Source organism: Ancylobacter sp., assembly GCF_965279025.1.
Taxonomy (GTDB): Bacteria; Pseudomonadota; Alphaproteobacteria; order Rhizobiales; family Xanthobacteraceae; genus Ancylobacter.
The window spans coordinates 490909-507323 of sequence record NZ_OZ257132.1 but is presented as its reverse complement, the minus strand read 5'-3'; the positions used below and the strand labels follow the sequence as shown (position 1 = coordinate 507323).

General features: G+C 68.2%; 13 protein-coding genes and 1 other RNA gene. 9 read left to right on the top strand and 5 right to left on the bottom strand.

Annotation, left to right across the window (positions count from 1 at the left end):
- Positions 1-38 precede the first annotated feature (38 nt).
- The gene (pyk, locus tag ACQY76_RS02325; protein WP_428031312.1) at positions 39-1586 is read right to left on the bottom strand and encodes a pyruvate kinase; all 1548 of its coding nucleotides are present in this window, start codon (positions 1584-1586) and stop codon (positions 39-41) included.
- Between the two features lie 427 nt (positions 1587-2013).
- Between pyk and pyc the strand changes: the two genes are divergently transcribed.
- The 6 genes from pyc (at position 2014) to ACQY76_RS02295 (ending at position 11008) form a co-directional block, all read left to right on the top strand.
- On the top strand, positions 2014-5481 hold the full coding sequence (gene pyc / locus ACQY76_RS02320) for a pyruvate carboxylase (RefSeq protein ID WP_428031311.1): 3468 nt from the start codon (positions 2014-2016) through the stop codon (positions 5479-5481).
- A 52-nt stretch (positions 5482-5533) separates the two neighbouring features.
- On the top strand, positions 5534-6727 hold the full coding sequence (locus ACQY76_RS02315) for a Re/Si-specific NAD(P)(+) transhydrogenase subunit alpha (protein ID WP_428031310.1): 1194 nt from the start codon (positions 5534-5536) through the stop codon (positions 6725-6727).
- Between the two features lie 87 nt (positions 6728-6814).
- The gene (locus tag ACQY76_RS02310; protein WP_428031309.1) at positions 6815-7315 is read left to right on the top strand and encodes an NAD(P) transhydrogenase subunit alpha; all 501 of its coding nucleotides are present in this window, start codon (positions 6815-6817) and stop codon (positions 7313-7315) included.
- Positions 7316-7325: 10 nt separating this feature from the next.
- Entirely contained in the window at positions 7326-8729 is a 1404-nt protein-coding gene (locus tag ACQY76_RS02305) for an NAD(P)(+) transhydrogenase (Re/Si-specific) subunit beta (protein ID WP_428031308.1), read from the top strand.
- Positions 8730-9007: 278 nt separating this feature from the next.
- Positions 9008-9577, top strand: coding sequence for a hypothetical protein (locus ACQY76_RS02300; protein ID WP_428031307.1), 570 nt, complete (start codon positions 9008-9010; stop codon positions 9575-9577).
- 78 nt (positions 9578-9655) lie between these two features.
- Complete coding sequence (locus ACQY76_RS02295) at positions 9656-11008, top strand: extensin family protein (RefSeq protein WP_428031306.1); 1353 nt, start codon at positions 9656-9658, stop codon at positions 11006-11008.
- A 12-nt stretch (positions 11009-11020) separates the two neighbouring features.
- Here ACQY76_RS02295 and dapB read toward each other — a convergent pair whose 3' ends face one another.
- From dapB to ACQY76_RS02275, 4 genes are all read right to left on the bottom strand, one after another.
- Positions 11021-11830 carry a 4-hydroxy-tetrahydrodipicolinate reductase gene (gene dapB, locus ACQY76_RS02290; RefSeq protein WP_428031305.1) on the bottom strand — a complete coding sequence of 270 codons (810 nt, stop codon included), beginning with the start codon at positions 11828-11830 and terminating at the stop codon, positions 11021-11023.
- A 75-nt stretch (positions 11831-11905) separates the two neighbouring features.
- Positions 11906-12288: RNase P RNA component class A (gene rnpB / locus ACQY76_RS02285), an RNA gene on the bottom strand.
- A gap of 146 nt (positions 12289-12434) precedes the next feature.
- Positions 12435-12737, bottom strand: a complete 303-nt coding sequence (locus tag ACQY76_RS02280; RefSeq protein WP_428031304.1) for a transglycosylase SLT domain-containing protein — start codon at positions 12735-12737, stop codon at positions 12435-12437.
- A gap of 464 nt (positions 12738-13201) precedes the next feature.
- Complete coding sequence (locus ACQY76_RS02275; protein WP_428031303.1) at positions 13202-14002, bottom strand: N-acetylmuramoyl-L-alanine amidase; 801 nt, start codon at positions 14000-14002, stop codon at positions 13202-13204.
- Between the two features lie 289 nt (positions 14003-14291).
- On the opposite strand from ACQY76_RS02275, the gene ACQY76_RS02270 reads away from it, so the two are divergent.
- Genes ACQY76_RS02270 through ftsL form a run of 3 tightly spaced genes read left to right on the top strand, consistent with a single transcriptional unit; the run spans position 14292 to position 16408 of the window.
- Positions 14292-14771, top strand: coding sequence for a division/cell wall cluster transcriptional repressor MraZ (locus tag ACQY76_RS02270; RefSeq protein WP_428031302.1), 480 nt, complete (start codon positions 14292-14294; stop codon positions 14769-14771).
- Positions 14768-15805: a 16S rRNA (cytosine(1402)-N(4))-methyltransferase RsmH gene (rsmH, locus tag ACQY76_RS02265; protein ID WP_428031301.1), complete on the top strand. Its 1038-nt coding sequence runs from the start codon at positions 14768-14770 to the stop codon at positions 15803-15805. The genes ACQY76_RS02270 and rsmH overlap by 4 nt, the downstream gene beginning before the upstream one ends.
- A gap of 9 nt (positions 15806-15814) precedes the next feature.
- Positions 15815-16408, top strand: a complete 594-nt coding sequence (gene ftsL / locus ACQY76_RS02260; RefSeq protein WP_428031300.1) for a cell division protein FtsL — start codon at positions 15815-15817, stop codon at positions 16406-16408.
- Positions 16409-16415: the final 7 nt, after the last annotated feature.

Sequence of the window (16415 nt, the reverse complement as noted above, 5' to 3'; positions counted from 1 at the left end):
ATTGGCGGGCCTTTCGCGTGTGCGCGGGGTGCCGCGTCTCAGTCCGTCGCCGGCTCGATGGGTGCGGAGCGCAGCACTGCGTCCTCCGCCTTCATCGCCGCAGCGCGCGGGCGCATGGCGTCGCCGGTCTCTTCCGGGCGCGGCGTACGGCTGGCCATCGCCTTGTCGATGGTGACGAGGCGCAGCACATTGGTGGTGCCCGGCGTGGCGAAGGGAACGCCGGCGGTGATGGCGATGAGGTCGCCCTCGGTGGCGAAGCCGTGCTCCACCGTCACCTGCGTCGCCTTGGCCGCCATCTCGCCGAAGGTGTGGATCTCCTCCGGCGCGTGCACGACGTGGACGCCATAGGACATCACGAGGCGGCGGGCGGTTGAGAGCTGGCTGGCAATGCCGATGATCGGAATGCGCGGACGCTCGCGCGCGGCATGCAGCGTGGTGGTGCCGGAAAGGGTGTAGGTGACGATGGCCGCCGCATTGGTCGACAGCGCCGCGTGATAGGCGGCCTGCGTCACCGCGTCGGCCACCGAATGGCCTTCCTCAGGACGCTGGGATTCGATGATCGAGCGGTAGCCGGGATCGCGTTCCACCTGCTTGATGATCTGGTCCATCATCGCCACGGCCTCGACCGGGTACTGGCCGGCCGCGCTTTCGGCCGAAAGCATCACCGCGTCGGCGCCATCATAGACGGCGGTGGCGACATCGGAGACTTCAGCGCGGGTCGGCACCGGGGCGCTGATCATCGATTCCAGCATCTGCGTCGCCACGATCACCGGCTTGCCGAGGCGACGGGATTCGCGGATGACGCGCTTCTGCAGCGCCGGGATTTCCGGCAGCGACAACTCGACGCCGAGATCGCCGCGCGCCACCATGATGCTGTCCGACAGCTCGGTGAGGCGGGTGAGGTGCTCGACCGCGAGCGGCTTTTCCAGCTTGAGGTTGATCTGGGCGCGGCCCTGGATCAGTTCCTTGGCCTCGATCACGTCCTCGGGGCGCTGCACGAAGGAGAGCGCGATCCACTCGACGCCGAGGTCGAGGGCGAAGAACAGGTCGGCGCGGTCCTTCTCGGTGAGCGCGGAGACCGGCAGCAGAACGTCGGGGACGTTGAAGCCCTTGTTGTTGGACAGCTTGTTGCCGGCCACGACTTCCGCGTCGATATAGCCATTGCCCTTCTTCACCACCCGCACGCGCACCTTGCCGTCGTCGAGCAGCACGGTGGAGCCCTCGTTCAGGGCTTCAAGGATTTCCGGATGCGGGATCGAGACACGTGTCTCATTGCCCGGCGTCGGGTCGGTGTCGAAGCGGATGGTCGAGCCGGCGGTCAGGGTGATGAAGCCGTTCTCGAAGCGGCCGAGGCGCAGCTTGGGGCCCTGAAGGTCCGCGAGCACGCCGATGGGCCGCCGGACTTCCTTCTCGAGCGCCCGCACGGAGGCCAGCACGCGGCCATGGTTTTCCTGGGTGCCGTGGCTAAAGTTCAGCCGGAACACGTCGACGCCGGCTTCATACAGCGCCTTGATCATCTCCGGACTTGAAGAAGCCGGACCCAGCGTCGCCACGATCTTGGTCGCGCGTCCACGCCTGCTAACCATAATTTCCTCCGTCGGTGGGCTCGCCGATGCGCGGCACCGGCGTGTCTCATATGAACCAAAAGTCTAGTTCTGTCTCTCGGATGTTATCTTGCACCGCAGCGTGTCTCTTTCGCGACGCGAAGGGCCGGGAGCCTCACATAGACGTGCCGCAGGGGCACCCGTTACCACCGCCTTGAAAGCCACGGCGTCACCGGCGGCGGCTGAAAAATCTTGCTGGCATGCGGAATTCTGTATACCACTATGCGTGTCACGCATGCGGCATCGGCCGGGGCGTCGGTCTCCTGATAGGGAGCCGGCATGGCTGATGCATCGTCGCTTTGCCGGTTCCGGCAGCGACAGGCAGGCGAGGCACCCCGTCGGTTCGCAGCAGGATGCAGGTTTCGAGTTTTCAACATTCGCAGACCGCAACCACGGGTGACGCCACGCCATGACGCGCACGATCAAGAAGCTCCTTGTCGCAAACCGCTCCGAAATCGCCATCCGCGTCTTTCGCGCGGCCACCGAGCTCGGCATCACCACGGTCGCCATCTATGCGGAGGAGGACAAGCTCTCCCTGCATCGCTTCAAGGCGGACGAGGCCTATCTCGTCGGTCGCGGCCCGTGGCTGCCCAAGCCGCTCGGCCCCATCGACGCCTATCTCTCTATCGATGAGGTGATCCGCGTCGCCAAGGAGGCGAAGGTCGACGCCATCCACCCCGGCTACGGCTTCCTGTCGGAGAGTCCCGAATTCGCCGAGGCGTGTGCGGAATCGGGAATCATCTTCATCGGGCCGACGCCGCAGACCATGCGCGACCTCGGCAACAAGGTGGCGGCGCGCAACCTCGCCATTTCGGTCGGCGTGCCTGTCATGCCGGCGACCGAGCCGCTGCCCGACGACCCCGAGGCGGTGCTGGCGGCGGCCCGCGCGGTTGGCTACCCCGTCATGCTCAAGGCGAGTTGGGGCGGCGGCGGGCGCGGCATGCGCCCCATCGAATCCGAGGACAAGCTGCTGGACGCCGTCATGACGGCGAAGCGCGAAGCCAAGGCCGCTTTCGGCAAGGATGAGGTCTATCTCGAAAAGCTGGTGCGCCGGGCCCGCCATGTCGAGGTGCAGATCCTCGGCGACACCCATGGCGGCCTCGTCCACCTGTTCGAGCGCGACTGTACCATCCAGCGCCGCAACCAGAAGGTCATCGAGCGCGCGCCGGCGCCTTATGTCGACGAGGCGTCCCGCAAGGGCCTGACCGACGCGGCGCTCGCCATCGGCCGGGCGACCGATTATGTCGGCGCCGGCACGGTCGAATTCCTCATGGATGCCGACACCGGCGCCTATTATTTCATCGAGGTGAACCCGCGCATCCAGGTCGAGCACACGGTGACCGAGGTCGTCACCGGCCTCGACCTCATCAAGGCGCAGATCAGGATCCTCGAAGGCGGCCATATCGGCAACGTCGCCGAAACCGGCATCCCCGTGCAGGGCGAGATTCGCCTCAACGGCCATGCCATGCAGTGCCGGATCACCACCGAGGATCCGGAGAACAATTTCATTCCGGACTATGGCCGCATCACCGCCTACCGCGGCGCCATGGGCTTCGGCATCCGCGTGGATGGCGGCACCGCCTATTCCGGCGCCGTGGTGACGCGGTTCTACGATCCCATGCTTGAGAAGGTGACCGCCTGGGCGCCCTCATCCGACGAGGTGATCGCCCGCATGTTCCGGGCGCTGCGCGAATACCGCATTCGCGGTGTGGCGACCAATCTGCCGTTTCTCGAAAATGTGCTGACCCACCCGGATTTCACCGCCTGCCGCTACACAACGCGGTTCATCGACACCACGCCCGAGCTGTTCGATTTCACCGGCCGCCGCGACCGTGCCACCAAGCTGCTGGCCTGGATCGCCGACGTGACGGTGAACGGCCATCCGGAAGTGAAGGGCCGCGCCCGGCCTTCCGCCACCGCCCGCATTCCCGAGCCGCCCGCCTTCCTCAACGAGCCGGCGCCGGGGACGCGGCAGCTGCTCGACCAGCTTGGCCCCAAGGGCTTCGCCGACTGGATGCTGGCGCAGGAGCGGGTTCTGGTGACCGACACCACGATGCGCGACGCCCACCAGTCGTTGCTCGCCACCCGCATGCGCGGCCACGACATTGCCCGCGTCGCCGATTCCTATGCGCGCGGCCTGCCCGGCCTGCTGTCGCTGGAATGCTGGGGCGGCGCCGCCTTCGACGTCTCCATGCGCTTCCTCTCGGAAGACCCGTGGGAGGTGCTGGCGAAGATCCGCGAGAGCGTGCCCAATATCCTCACGCAGACGCTGGTGCGCGGCGCCAACGGCGTCGGCTACGCCAATTACCCCGACAATGTCGTGCGCTTCTTCATCCGCCAGGCCGCGGATGCCGGCATGGACATCTTCCGCGTCTTCGACTGCCTCAACTGGATCGAGAACATGCGCGTCTCGATCGACGAGGCGCTGAAGACCGGCAAGCTGGTCGAGGGCGCCATCTGCTATGCCGGCGACCTGCTCGACCCGGCACGCTCGAAATACGACCTGAAATACTATGTCTCGATGGCCAAGGAGCTGGAGAAGACCGGCATCCACGTCCTCGGGCTCAAGGACATGGGCGGCCTGGTCAAGCCCGCCGCCGCCAAGGTGCTGTTCAAGGCGCTGAAGGAAGAGATCGGCCTGCCCATCCACTTCCACACCCATGACACGTCGGGCGTCGCCGGCGCCTCGGTGCTGGCGGCGGTGGAGGCGGGAGTCGACGCCGTCGATCTCGCCATGGACGCGATGAGCGGCATGACCTCGCAGCCCTGCCTCGGCTCCATCGTCGAGGCGCTGCGCGGCTCGGAGCGCGACACCGGGCTCGACCCGGAGGCGATCCGCCGGATCAGCTTCTATTGGGAAGGCGTCCGCGCCCAGTACGCCGCCTTTGAGAGCGACCTCAAGGGGCCGGCCTCGGAAGTCTATCTGCACGAAATGCCCGGCGGACAGTTTACCAATCTCAAGGAGCAGGCGCGCTCCATGGGGCTAGAAAGCCGCTGGCACGAGGTGGCGCGGGCCTATCGCGACGCCAATGACCTGTTCGGCGACATCATCAAGGTCACGCCGTCCTCCAAGGTGGTGGGCGACCTCGCTTTGATGATGGTGAGCCAGGGCCTGTCGGCCGCCGACGTGCTCGACCCCGCGCGCGACGTCGCCTTCCCGGCCTCGGCGGTGGCGATGCTGCACGGCGAATATGGTCAGCCGCTCGGGGGCTGGCCGGAGGCGCTGCAGAAGAAGGCGCTGAAGGGCGAGGCGCCGATCACCGTTCGCTATGGCTCGCTGCTGGAAGACGCCGATCTGGAAGCGGAGCGGGCGGATGTGTCGGCGCTGCTCGGCCGCACCGCCAGCGACCGGGAGCTCGCCTCCTACCTCATGTACCCGAAGGTGTTCTCAGACTTCGCCCCGGTGCTGGCGAAGTTCGGCCCGGTCTCGGCGCTGCCGACCCCGGTGTTCTTCTACGGCATGAAGCCGGGCGACGAGACCACGATCGAGATCGAGCGCGGCAAGACGCTGATGGTGCGGCTCACCGCGCTGGGCGAGACCCGCGACGACGGGCAGGTCGAGGTGTTCTTCGAGCTCAACGGCCAGCCGCGCATGATCCTGGTGACCGACCGGGCCGCAGTGCCAAAGGTCGCCGGGCGGCGCAAGGCGGAGGCCGGCAATGAATGGCACGTCGCGGCGCCGATGCCCGGCACCATCTCCTCGCTCGCCGTGCTGAGCGGGCAGGCGGTGAAGGCCGGTGACGTGCTGCTGACCATTGAGGCGATGAAGATGGAGACGGCGATCCATGCCCCGCGCGCCGGCACGGTGCAGGAGATTTTGGCGTCGCCCGGCGCGTCGATCGACGCCAAGGATCTGCTCGTCGTTCTCGACGCATGAATGAAACGGTTAACGACCTTCTCGGGAGGAAGGCGATCTTGGGAGTGAGGCCATGCGAATAGCGATATTGAGGGAAGCGACCGCTTCTGAGCCACGGGTTTCCGCGTCTTCGGACACGGTCAAGCGGTATGTTTCGCTTGGGGCGGATGTGTTTGTCGCGTCGGGTGCGGGGTCGGCGTCGGGGATCGGCGATGCCGATTACGAGGGCGCGGGGGCCACGGTGGTTGCGGATAATGCGGCGGCGGTGGCCGGGGCGGATATCGTGCTCGGCGTGCGGCGGCCGGAGGCGGCGGCGCTCGCGGGGGTGAAGCCCGGGGCGCTGGTGATCGCCATCGCCGACCCGCACGGCCATGAGGCGGCGCTGGCCGAGGTGGCCGGCACCGGCGTGAGCCTGTTCGCCATGGAGCTGATGCCGCGCATCACGCGGGCGCAGGTGATGGACGTGCTGTCCTCGCAGGCCAACCTTGCCGGCTACCGCGCGGTGATCGACGCGGCGGCGGAGTTCGGCCGGGCCTTCCCGATGATGATGACGGCGGCCGGCACGGTGCCGGCGGCGCGGGTGTTCGTGATGGGGGCGGGCGTTGCCGGCCTGCAGGCGATCGCCACGGCGCGGCGTCTGGGCGCGGTGGTGTCGGCCACCGATGTGCGCCCGGCGGCGAAGGAGCAGGTGGAGAGCTTAGGGGCGAAGTTCATCGCGGTGGAGGACGAGGAGTTCAAGCAGGCGGAGACCTCGGGCGGCTACGCCAAGGCGATGTCGGCGGAGTACCAGGCCAAGCAGGCGGCGCTGACGGCGGCGCACATCGCCAAGCAGGACATCGTCATCACCACGGCGCTGATCCCCGGGCGGCCGGCGCCGAAGCTGGTGTCCGCCGACATGGTGGCGGCGATGAAGCCGGGCTCGGTGCTGATCGACCTCGCGGTGGAGCGCGGCGGCAATGTCGAAGGGGCGGTGCCCGGCGACGTCGCCACCACGGCCAATGGGGTGAAGATCGTCGGGCATCTGAACGTGCCGGGCCGGCTGGCGGCGACCGCCTCGCAGCTCTACGCCAAGAACCTCTACGCGTTTGTCGAGACGCTGGTCGACAAGGGGACGAAGAGCCTGGCGGTGAAGTGGGACGACGAGCTGGTGAAGGCGACGCTGCTGACCAAGGACGGGGCGGTGGTGCATCCGGGCTTCAAGCCGCAAGAGATTGCGGTTGAGGCTGCGGCGGCTCCGGCTGCGGCGGCGGACGTCTCGGCGGCGTAGGCCGCGTCACCCGATCGATCAGGCGGGGCGGCCGTGCCGGGGAGGGTGCGGCTGGGCCCCGGGAAACAGTCTTCAAGGGGATAGGAAATGGCCAATCCGGCAGGGGGCGTGATACTCGCCCAGAACGCACCGGGCGTCTCCGACGCCGTGGCGCAGAACGCGGCCGAAGGCGCGCGCATGGCGGCGGAAGTGGCGCGCCAGGCGGCGGAGGCGGCGCAGGCCTATGCCGAGGTCGCGGCGCAGAACTATGCCGATATCGCGGGAACGGCGGCGCATGCGCTGACCGGCGGGGCGATCGACCCGTTCGTGTTCCGCCTCGCCATCTTCGTGCTGGCGGTGTGCGTGGGCTATTACGTGGTGTGGTCGGTGACGCCGGCGCTGCACACGCCGCTGATGAGCGTGACCAACGCCATCTCCTCGGTGATCGTGGTGGGCGCGCTGCTGGCGGTGGGCGTGGACACCGTGGCCGAGGGCACGGAATGGGCGCGGGGCTTCGGCTTTGTCGGCCTCATCCTGGCGGCGGTGAACATTTTCGGCGGGTTCCTGGTGACCAGCCGGATGCTCGCCATGTACTCGAAGAAGAAGTGAGCGCGCTGACATGAACGCCAATCTCGTCGCGCTTCTCTACCTCGTCTCGGGGGTCCTGTTCATCCTGGCGCTGCGCGGGCTGTCGAGCCCGGTGACCTCGCGCCAGGGCAACATCTTCGGCATGGTCGGCATGACCATCGCCATTCTGACGACGCTGGCCGCCTCGCCCCCGGCGGGGCTGGGCGGCTGGGCGCTGGTGATCGGCGGCCTCGCCATTGGCGGCGGCGCCGGCGCCGTCATCGCCCGCAAGATCGCCATGACGCAGATGCCGCAGCTGGTGGCGGCCTTCCATTCGCTGGTCGGCCTGTCGGCGGTGATGGTGGCGGCGGCGGCGCTCTACGCGCCGGCGGCGTTCGGCATCGGCGATCCCGGCCACATCCACGCCCAGGCGCTGATCGAGATGAGCCTCGGCGTCGCCATCGGCGCCATCACCTTTACAGGTTCGGTGATCGCCTTCGCCAAGCTCAACGGCAACATGTCGGGCAAGCCGATCATGCTGCCGTTCCGGCACGTGATCAATGCCGGGCTCGCGGGCCTGATCGTGGTGCTGATCGGCGTGCTGGTCATGAGCGAAAGCCACACGGTGTTCTGGCTGATCGTGATCGCGGCGCTGGTGCTGGGCGGCCTCATCATCATCCCGATCGGCGGCGCCGACATGCCGGTGGTGGTGTCGATGCTGAACTCCTATTCCGGCTGGGCGGCGGCGGGCATCGGCTTCACGCTGGGCAACACGGCGCTGATCATCACCGGCGCGCTGGTGGGCTCGTCCGGCGCGATCCTGAGCTACATCATGTGCAAGGCGATGAACCGCTCGTTCATCTCGGTGATCCTGGGCGGGTTCGGCGGCGACGCGGCGGGCGGCCCGGCCGGCGCGGTGGAAAGCCGCCCGGTGAAGCAGGGCTCGGCCGAGGACGCGGCCTTCATCATGAAGAACGCCTCCAAGGTCATCATCGTGCCGGGCTACGGCATGGCGGTGGCGCAGGCCCAGCACGCGCTGCGCGAGATGGGCGACCGTCTCAAGGAGGAGGGCGTCGAGGTCAAGTACGCCATCCACCCGGTGGCGGGGCGCATGCCCGGGCACATGAACGTGCTGCTGGCCGAGGCCAACGTGCCCTATGACGAGGTGTTCGAGCTCGAGGACATCAACTCGGAGTTCGCGCAGGCGGACGTGGCCTTCGTCATCGGCGCCAATGACGTGACCAACCCGGCGGCGAAGACCGACCCGACCTCGGCGATCTACGGCATGCCGATCCTCGACGTGGAGAAGGCCAAGACGGTGCTGTTCATCAAGCGCGGCATGGCGGCGGGCTATGCCGGCGTGGAGAACGAGCTGTTCTTCCGCGACAACACCATGATGCTGTTCGCCGACGCCAAGAAAATGGTCGAGGACATCGTCAAGAACCTCGGACATTGAGCGGCACGCCCCGCGAGGCCGGTCGGTCGGACCGGTCTCGTCGGTCTCATCGGTCTCATCGTCCACCTCATCGAACCGACCCTCCACACCTCGGAGCGGCCTTTGCACGCGAAAACGGCCGGGCGATCGCCCGGCCGTTTGTCGTTGCACGCAGTGACGTTCGAACGCGCAAAGCGCGCGGCCGTGGCTGATGCATAAGCTTTTCCAGCGTCATCGCTGCGTCGGGCCATGGCCGGCCCGGCCGCTGAAAGTTCATGCGTGGTCCAAGGAACAGTCCCATGAAAGTCCTCACCGACAAGATACTCTCGCAGTCTGCCTATACCGCCGAGATCGACGTCGCCTTCGACAAGGTCGACATCGCCGACTGGCTTTTCACCCTGCCGGAAGCCGAGTATCTGCGTTGCTGCCCGCCCGACCATATCGGCTCCGGCGTCACGACCACGGATGACGGCCGCCGCATGGTCATCAATGTCGAGATGATCGGCACCGCGCTGGTGGTGCAGCACTACGTCGCCGAGGAAGCGACGCCGAGCTACTGCCGGATGAATTCGATCTCCGACGTGTTTACCCCCGTTGGTCGCACGCAGGTCAACGTCATCTGGGAGCTGATGGCCGAGGCGATCGAGGGCGGGCGCACCCGCTACACCAACCGCGTCACCTCTCACCCCACAGACGTGTTCCTGGACTTCATTGCGGCGCACGGCCAGACGTTCGAGCAGGCCGCCCTGGCCCGCCAGGAAGCGGGCGGCGACCACAACCGCCGCGAGACGCCGCTCTTCGCCGCGAGCATCGCCCGCCGCGCCCTCGGCAAAATTGCCTCAGGTGACGTGCCCGCGCAGGCGGCGTAGCGACGGAAAATCGCGCTCCGGGGCTCAGGCGGCCCGCTGCTTAACCCGCTGTCAACCAAGTGCCGCTAGCGTCTCACCATGACGCGCGGCGTATCCTGGTTTCTCGTAGCCCCGCTCGTCCTTCTGGGGCTCTCCGGCTGCAAGTTCGGGCTGTATGAACAGCGCGAACCCTGGCGCACGGAGGCTGAGGAACGGTGTCTGGCGGAGGGCCGCGTAAAGCCCTCCGCCTTCATCGTCCCGGACAGGGCGATCAACGGCGCCGGCACATGCGGCATGGACCATGCCTTCCGCATCACGGCTCTGGCCGAGGGAACGGTCGAGGTCTCGCCCCGCGCCACGCTGGCCTGCCCCATGACCTCCGCCGTCGACCAGTGGCTGTCGCAGGACGTGCAGTCCGCCGCCATGGCCTGGTTCGGCCAGCCGGTGGTCAAGGTGAAGCAGATGTCGTCCTATTCGTGCCGGCGGATGAACGGCGCGTCGACGGGCAAGATTTCCGAGCACGCCTTCGGCAACGGCCTCGACATTGGCGGCTTCGTGCTGGCCGACGGGCGCGAGATCTCGGTGAGGAAAGACTGGAAGGGCAGCGCCGACGCGCGTGGATTCCTGCTGACCGTGCAGGCGGATGCCTGCGAGCGCTTCACCGTGGTGCTGGCGCCCGGCTCCAATGTCTATCACTACGACCATATCCATGTGGACCTGATGCGCCGGGCGTCCGGCAGTTCGACCTGCAAGCCGGCGGCGCAGCGGCCTAGGCCCCCCAACCTGCCGGTCTTCAAGGCACCGCCCTACAAAGCCCCGCCTTATGGCGCGTCCTGGCCCGCCGGTCCGATGTCATCGGCGCCGGAGGCCGAGCCGACGGAAAACTATGGGGCGGAAGGGTCCGGCCAGGAGGGCTATGACGAAGGTGTTGCGCCCGCTCCTCTGGCGCCCGCTCCCCGCCCGCTGGCTCCACGAGCTCCCGCGGCCCAGGCGCCGTCCCGCCCGGCGGCGGTGCAGGCCGCGCCGGCTCCGGTCTATCCGGCCGCGCAAAGCTATCCGGCGCAACAGGGCTACCCCGCCCCGGCAGCCCGCGCGCCGTCAGGAAATGTGGGCGCGCCCATGGTGCTGACCCCACCGCCGGCGGCCGATCCCTACGCCAATGGCGGCTATGCGCCCGATCCCTATCCGGCGGCCCCGGCCGCGCAGGGCTACCCGGCGCAGACCTACCCCGCGCAAGGCTATCCCGCGCCGGCTCCGGTGGCGCCCGCTCCCGCGACGCCGGCCCGCACCCGGCCGCCGGGCCTGCTGCCGCCGGGCAGCATTCCGCTGGCGAAATGGCTGGGGCTGGACACCACGCCGACGGGGGCGACCGGCAATGTACGCTCCTTCACCACCGAGCGCGCCTTCGCCAGTCCGATCCCCGGCCCCGAGGCCGAGCCAGGCGCCGACTGAGCCGCGACGGCTTCAGTCGAGCAGCGTGTCGAGCCCGCGCTTAACCCCAACCCATCCCTGTACCTTGCGCGCCGCGAGCAGCGTGCCGGCGACATAGGGCGCGGCGGATGAGCCGGCGTCGTGGCGGATCGTCAACCGCTCGTCCGGCGCGCCGAAGATCGCCTCTACGCCGAGCACGAAGGAGGGCAGCCGCAGTGCGTGCACCCGCACCTCGCGCGGCGCGTCGCCAAACGCACCGCCGCGCGTCTCCGGCACGCCGACCACCTCGGAGACCGGGCGCGACGTCGCCGGCTGGCGCAGGCCCGCCAGCGCTTCCGCGAGCTCGCGGCCGGTGCCGGAGGGCGCGTCCGGCTTGCCGGCGGAGGCGTAGTCGATGAGTTCGACATCGGCGACATACTTCGCCGCCTCCAGCGTGAAGCGCTTGAGCAACGTCGCGGTGATGGAGAAATTGCCGGCGGCCAACAGGCCGGCCTTGTGCGCCTGCGCCACCTCGTCCAACTCGGCATAGTCGGCGGCGCCGAGCCCGGAGGTGCCGATGACGACGCACAGCCCGGCTTCCAGCGCCGCGCGGGCATTGGCCTTCACCACGCCGGGCTTGGTGTAGTCGATGAGCACGTCCCCCGGCACGGACAGCGCTTCCGCGACGCTGGCGAACACCGGCACGCCGGAGGCCTGGCCGCCAAGCGCGGTGCCGAGGTCCTTGCCCGCATGGGAGCGGGCGACGCCGGCGACGAGTTCGAGGTCCGGCGCCGTCGCGAGGGCGGGCGCGAGGGCGCGGCCGACCCATCCGGTGGCGCCGGCGAGAATGATGCGGATCGCCATAGCGGGCTCCTTCTGCTGGCGGGAGCGAAGCAGTAGCAAGCCTGCGGCCCGCCGCCAAATGGCGCGCGGAAAAGGGGTGCCAGCCGGCCTGTAAGCCGGGTTTTGTATGGCGGGATTTCTCCCACGTGACGGCCATTCCTCTGGGACGCCAATTACTTGGCGCCTCGAGCAGTCAACCCGGGCGGCTGTCCGAAGACGGGACCTGAAGCCGAAGCTCCGCGCCACCCCTATACGACCTTGCTCCCGGTGGGGTTTGCCGTGCCGCTTCCGTTGCCGGACGCGCGGTGCGCTCTTACCGCACCGTTTCACCCTTACCCCGGGCGAACCCGTGGCGGTCTGATTTCTGTGGCACTTTCCCTAGGGTTACCCCCGCCGGACGTTATCCGGCACCGTGTCTCCGTGGAGCCCGGACTTTCCTCGGCACCCCAGGGAGGTGACGCGGCCGTCCGGCCGGCTGGCGGGTGAGCACATGCGGGAGCGGGGCGCCCACGTCAAGTGCGGGGTGGGACAACGCCGGTGGAAGGACCCCGGCGGGCGCGCCTGCGGCACGGGCTACGCGGAACACATCCGTCCGTGCGGCAGGCGCAGGCCAGAGGCCCAAGACTCAGTTCGAGGCCATGATTGTGCGGGCCTTGCTGCAATAGCTGCGCGCCGTGGAGGACATGCGCTTGGCGCCGTGCCCGCCCTGGTAGCGCATCACGGTGCCGCACGTGTCGCCGCCGGCGAGCTTGTAGGCCCCGGCGAGGTAGCGCATGCCCCAGGCGATGTTGGTGGCGGGCTCGTAGAGCTTGGCGCGCGAGCCCCGGTAGCCCATGCCGCGGGCGGTCTGGTGCTTGATCTGCATGAGACCGACCTCCCCGGCACGGCCGGTGGTCTGCGTCTTCCAATTGCTCTCGATGCGTACCACGGCGCGGGCCAGGGCGATCGGAATGCCCTGGGCGCGTGCCTCGCGATCGACGAGGGCTTCGAGGCTATTTCCGCTGGAAGTCGCAGTAACAGAAGAGGATTTTTCGATTAGCGGGTTGGATCGCTCGGTTGCTGATTTCGCACTCGCGATGTTTGCCGAAAAGACAGTGAAGAGAGAGGCGACAAGTGAAGCACTGAGCACTCGCGAGACATTCATTACGCGGCTATGGCCTTTTCATCCGGTTGCGACGGCCGGAAAAGCCTATCCAAATCTGTCTCGAATGTGACCTAACGCCTGCGGCGCTGGCCGCAATCGGAACGCGCGAGCGCCCAAGGTCGCCGTGAGAGCGACGAATGTGGTGCAATCGCAGCGTTCAGGAACGGATGTTTCGCGAGCGGCGCGTGCAGCGCAGCATCCTGTCGCCCATTGCCCGCAATATGCGCATGGCGTTATTTCGGGCGGATTCAGGCCTGTTCCGCGGCCGTCCCACCCGCCGGCTCCGGGCGCGAGGCGCACAGCGCATAGAGCGTCGCCAGCGTCGAGACGTCGGCAACGCCGTCGACCCGGCTGCGGCGGAAATGGCGCTGGAAGGCGCGCACGGCGGCTTCCGTCGTCTCGCAATAGGTGCCGCTCACCGGCACGCCATAGCCATAGAGCGCGAGCATGGCCTGCAGGGCCTCGATCGGCTGGCCATGCTCGCCGCGCATGAAGAAGCGGCCATCGCTGGGCGGCGCTTCCTCCACCAGATGACCGACGCCGAAGCGATACAGGACGTCCCAGGGAAATTTCTCGCCGGGATCGTTCTTGCGCGCCGGGGCGACGTCGGAATGGGCAAGCACCCGGTCGGGCGGGATCGGCTGGCGGGAAAGAATGTCCTTGGCCAGCGTGGTGACGGCCTCGATCTGGATGGCGGGGAAGGGCGGGTAGCCGAAATCATGCCCGGGATTGGCGATCTCGATGCCGATGGAGTGGGAGTTGATGTCGGTGGCGCCGGCCCAGAAGGCGGCGCCGGCATGCCAGGCCCGTCGCTCTTCCGGCACCAGCTGGAGGATGCGCCCGTCTTCCAGCACGAGGTAATGCGCCGACACCTGCCGCTCGGGGGCACGCAGCCAAGCGAGCGCTTCCGGCGTGGACTGCATGCCGGTGTAGTGCAGCAGCAGCATGTCCGGCCGAGAAACGCCGAGGCGCGGGCCGTGGTTGGGCGAGGGCAGAACCTCGGCAACCAGCGGCGAGTCGGGCGGAAAAGCGTCGGGAGCGTCGGTCATGCGCACGAGCTAAGCCCGCCGTGCGGGTGATTCAACAGATTCTTAAGGTTCATGGGGCGTTAATCGCCGAACGCCGAGCGCGGCGGAATCACACCTGTGGAGCCTTCACAGGACGTGGGCTCGCAACGCTCATTCCATTGACGCCCATCGTGTCCCATGGTATCCCAAATCATCCCGTTGCAGTACCGCGTAAGCAATGCCGATGGCGCCTTTCCGGCGCCCGTCGTCCGGCGTTGCCTGCGTGTTGCGGACCCTGCGGGAATTGTTTGCGTAGGGGCGTACCGGGCCGATGGAACGTTTCGTATCGACCTATCCGATGCGGCTCGATTCCAAGGGCCGGATGTCGATCCCGGCGCCGTACCGCGCACTTCTGGCGCGGGATGGGCTGGAGCACCTGTATTGCCATCCGGCGCTCGACCTTCCCGCCCTCCAGGCGGGCGGCGCGCAGCTAATGGCGGGGATCGACGGCCTGATCGCGCGCTATCCGCCCTATTCGGAAGCGCGGGAGGAACTTGCGGGCGCGCTCTACGGGGCGATCGAGATGGTGAAACTCGATCCGGAGGGCCGCGTGATGCTCGGCGAGGGGCTGAAGGCCCATGCGCATATCAAGGACGAGGCCGTTCTGGTTGGCCTCGGGGATCATTTTCGAATCTGGGAGCCCGATCGCTTCCGGGCGCATCTGGCGGAGGCCACTGCCAAGGTACGCGCGCTGAAGCAGGAGATCGGCTCTCAGGGGGCGACGCGGGATTCCCGCGCCGATGGGGCATGATGGCGGGTCGCGGCGGTTCGGAGACGGACGCTGCCGGCGGACCGGCCCGCCATCTGCCTGTCCTTCTGAGCGAAGTTCTCGAACATCTCGCCCCGCAGCCGGGCGGCATCTATATCGACGGCACCTTCGGCGCCGGCGGCTATACGCGCGCCATCCTCGCTGCCGCCGATTGCCGGGTGATTGCCATCGACCGCGACCCCAACGCCATCCGCGACGGGCAGGCGATGGTCGACGAATTCGGCGGTCGGCTGACGCTGGTGCCGGAGCGCTTCAGCGCGCTCGACGAAGTGGCACAGGGGGCCGGCGAGGCGCTGGTGGACGGCGTCGTGCTCGATATCGGCGTGTCCTCTATGCAGATCGACGAGGGCGAGCGCGGATTCTCCTTCCGCCGTGACGGGCCGCTCGACATGCGCATGTCGCAGGAGGGGCCTTCTGCCGCCGATCTGGTGGGCAAGCTTTCCGACACCGAGCTCGCCAACCTCATCTACCGCTTCGGCGAAGAGCGCCATTCGCGCGCCGTGGCCAAGGCGATCCTCGCCGCGCGGGCCGAAGCGCCGATCGAGCGCACGCTGCAGCTCGCCGACATCGTGTCGAAGGTGGTGTGGGCCAAGCCGCACGAGCCGCACCCGGCGACCCGCACCTTCCAGGCGCTGCGCATCGCGGTGAATGACGAGCTGGGCGAACTCGCCCGGGCGCTCGCCGCCGCCGAGCGGGTGCTGAAGCCTGGCGGGCGGCTGGTGGTGGTGACCTTCCATTCGCTGGAAGACCGCATCGTCAAGAATTTCCTCGCCAACCGCTCCAAGGTCGCCGCCGGATCGCGCCATCTGCCCGCCGTGTCGGGTGCGGCGCCCAGCTTCACGCTGGTGGCCCGCGGCGCGGTCGAGGCGGGCGAGGAGGAGCGCGCCGGCAATTCCCGCGCCCGTTCCGCCAAGCTACGCGCCGCCGCGCGCACCACGGCGCCCGCTCATCCCTATGGCGACCTCGGCTCGCTGTTGCCGCCCTTGCCCGTCCTTGACGCCCACCGCCGCCGCTGAGGTCGAGACATGTTCCGCATACTCAACGCCGTCTCGGTCATCGCGCTGCTCGCTGCGGCGGGCATCGTCTACCACGTGAAATATTCCTCGGCCTTCGAGGCGCAGGAGATAGCCAAGCTGCGGACCGAAATCCGTGGCGAGCGCGACCGCATCGCCCTGCTGCACGCCGAATGGGCCCGCCGCACCGCACCCGATCGCATCCAGGCACTGGCGGAGAAGCATCTCGACATGCAGCCGCTCGATGTCGATCACATGGACCGCCTCGCCATGCTGCCCGCCAAGTCGGAAGCGGGCGGCGATGCGCTGGGCGGCATGATCGAGGCACTGGTGGACGGCCCGTCGCTGAACCCCGCGCCGGCGCCCGCCGCTGCACCCAAACCTGCCAAGCCGGCACGCACCGCCCCCGTCGCACGGCTGCCCGACGACGCGCCGCTTCCCGAGCAGCCCTTCTCGGCAGAACCGCTGCCGCTGTCCGCCATGCCCTCGGCCGGCACGATGGGCGCCCCGCGCCGGAGCCTGGCCGGGCCGCAAGGCATTGTCGGCGCACCGCTCGATCCCGCCGCGGGCGCGCCGATGCTTCCCCCCGGCGATATCGGCCAGTGAATCCCCG

Excerpts from the sequence above, each read along its gene's own strand:
- pyk (WP_428031312.1), bottom strand. The coding sequence starts at position 1,586 with ATGGTTAGCAGGCGTGGACGCGCGACCAAGATCGTGGCGACGCTGGGT.
- pyc (WP_428031311.1), top strand. The coding sequence starts at position 2,014 with ATGACGCGCACGATCAAGAAGCTCCTTGTCGCAAACCGCTCCGAAATC.
- ACQY76_RS02315 (WP_428031310.1), top strand. The coding sequence starts at position 5,534 with ATGCGAATAGCGATATTGAGGGAAGCGACCGCTTCTGAGCCACGGGTT.
- ACQY76_RS02310 (WP_428031309.1), top strand. The coding sequence starts at position 6,815 with ATGGCCAATCCGGCAGGGGGCGTGATACTCGCCCAGAACGCACCGGGC.
- ACQY76_RS02305 (WP_428031308.1), top strand. The coding sequence starts at position 7,326 with ATGAACGCCAATCTCGTCGCGCTTCTCTACCTCGTCTCGGGGGTCCTG.
- ACQY76_RS02300 (WP_428031307.1), top strand. The coding sequence starts at position 9,008 with ATGAAAGTCCTCACCGACAAGATACTCTCGCAGTCTGCCTATACCGCC.
- ACQY76_RS02295 (WP_428031306.1), top strand. The coding sequence starts at position 9,656 with ATGACGCGCGGCGTATCCTGGTTTCTCGTAGCCCCGCTCGTCCTTCTG.
- dapB (WP_428031305.1), bottom strand. The coding sequence starts at position 11,830 with ATGGCGATCCGCATCATTCTCGCCGGCGCCACCGGATGGGTCGGCCGC.
- ACQY76_RS02275 (WP_428031303.1), bottom strand. The coding sequence starts at position 14,002 with ATGACCGACGCTCCCGACGCTTTTCCGCCCGACTCGCCGCTGGTTGCC.
- ACQY76_RS02270 (WP_428031302.1), top strand. The coding sequence starts at position 14,292 with ATGGAACGTTTCGTATCGACCTATCCGATGCGGCTCGATTCCAAGGGC.
- rsmH (WP_428031301.1), top strand. The coding sequence starts at position 14,768 with ATGATGGCGGGTCGCGGCGGTTCGGAGACGGACGCTGCCGGCGGACCG.
- ftsL (WP_428031300.1), top strand. The coding sequence starts at position 15,815 with ATGTTCCGCATACTCAACGCCGTCTCGGTCATCGCGCTGCTCGCTGCG.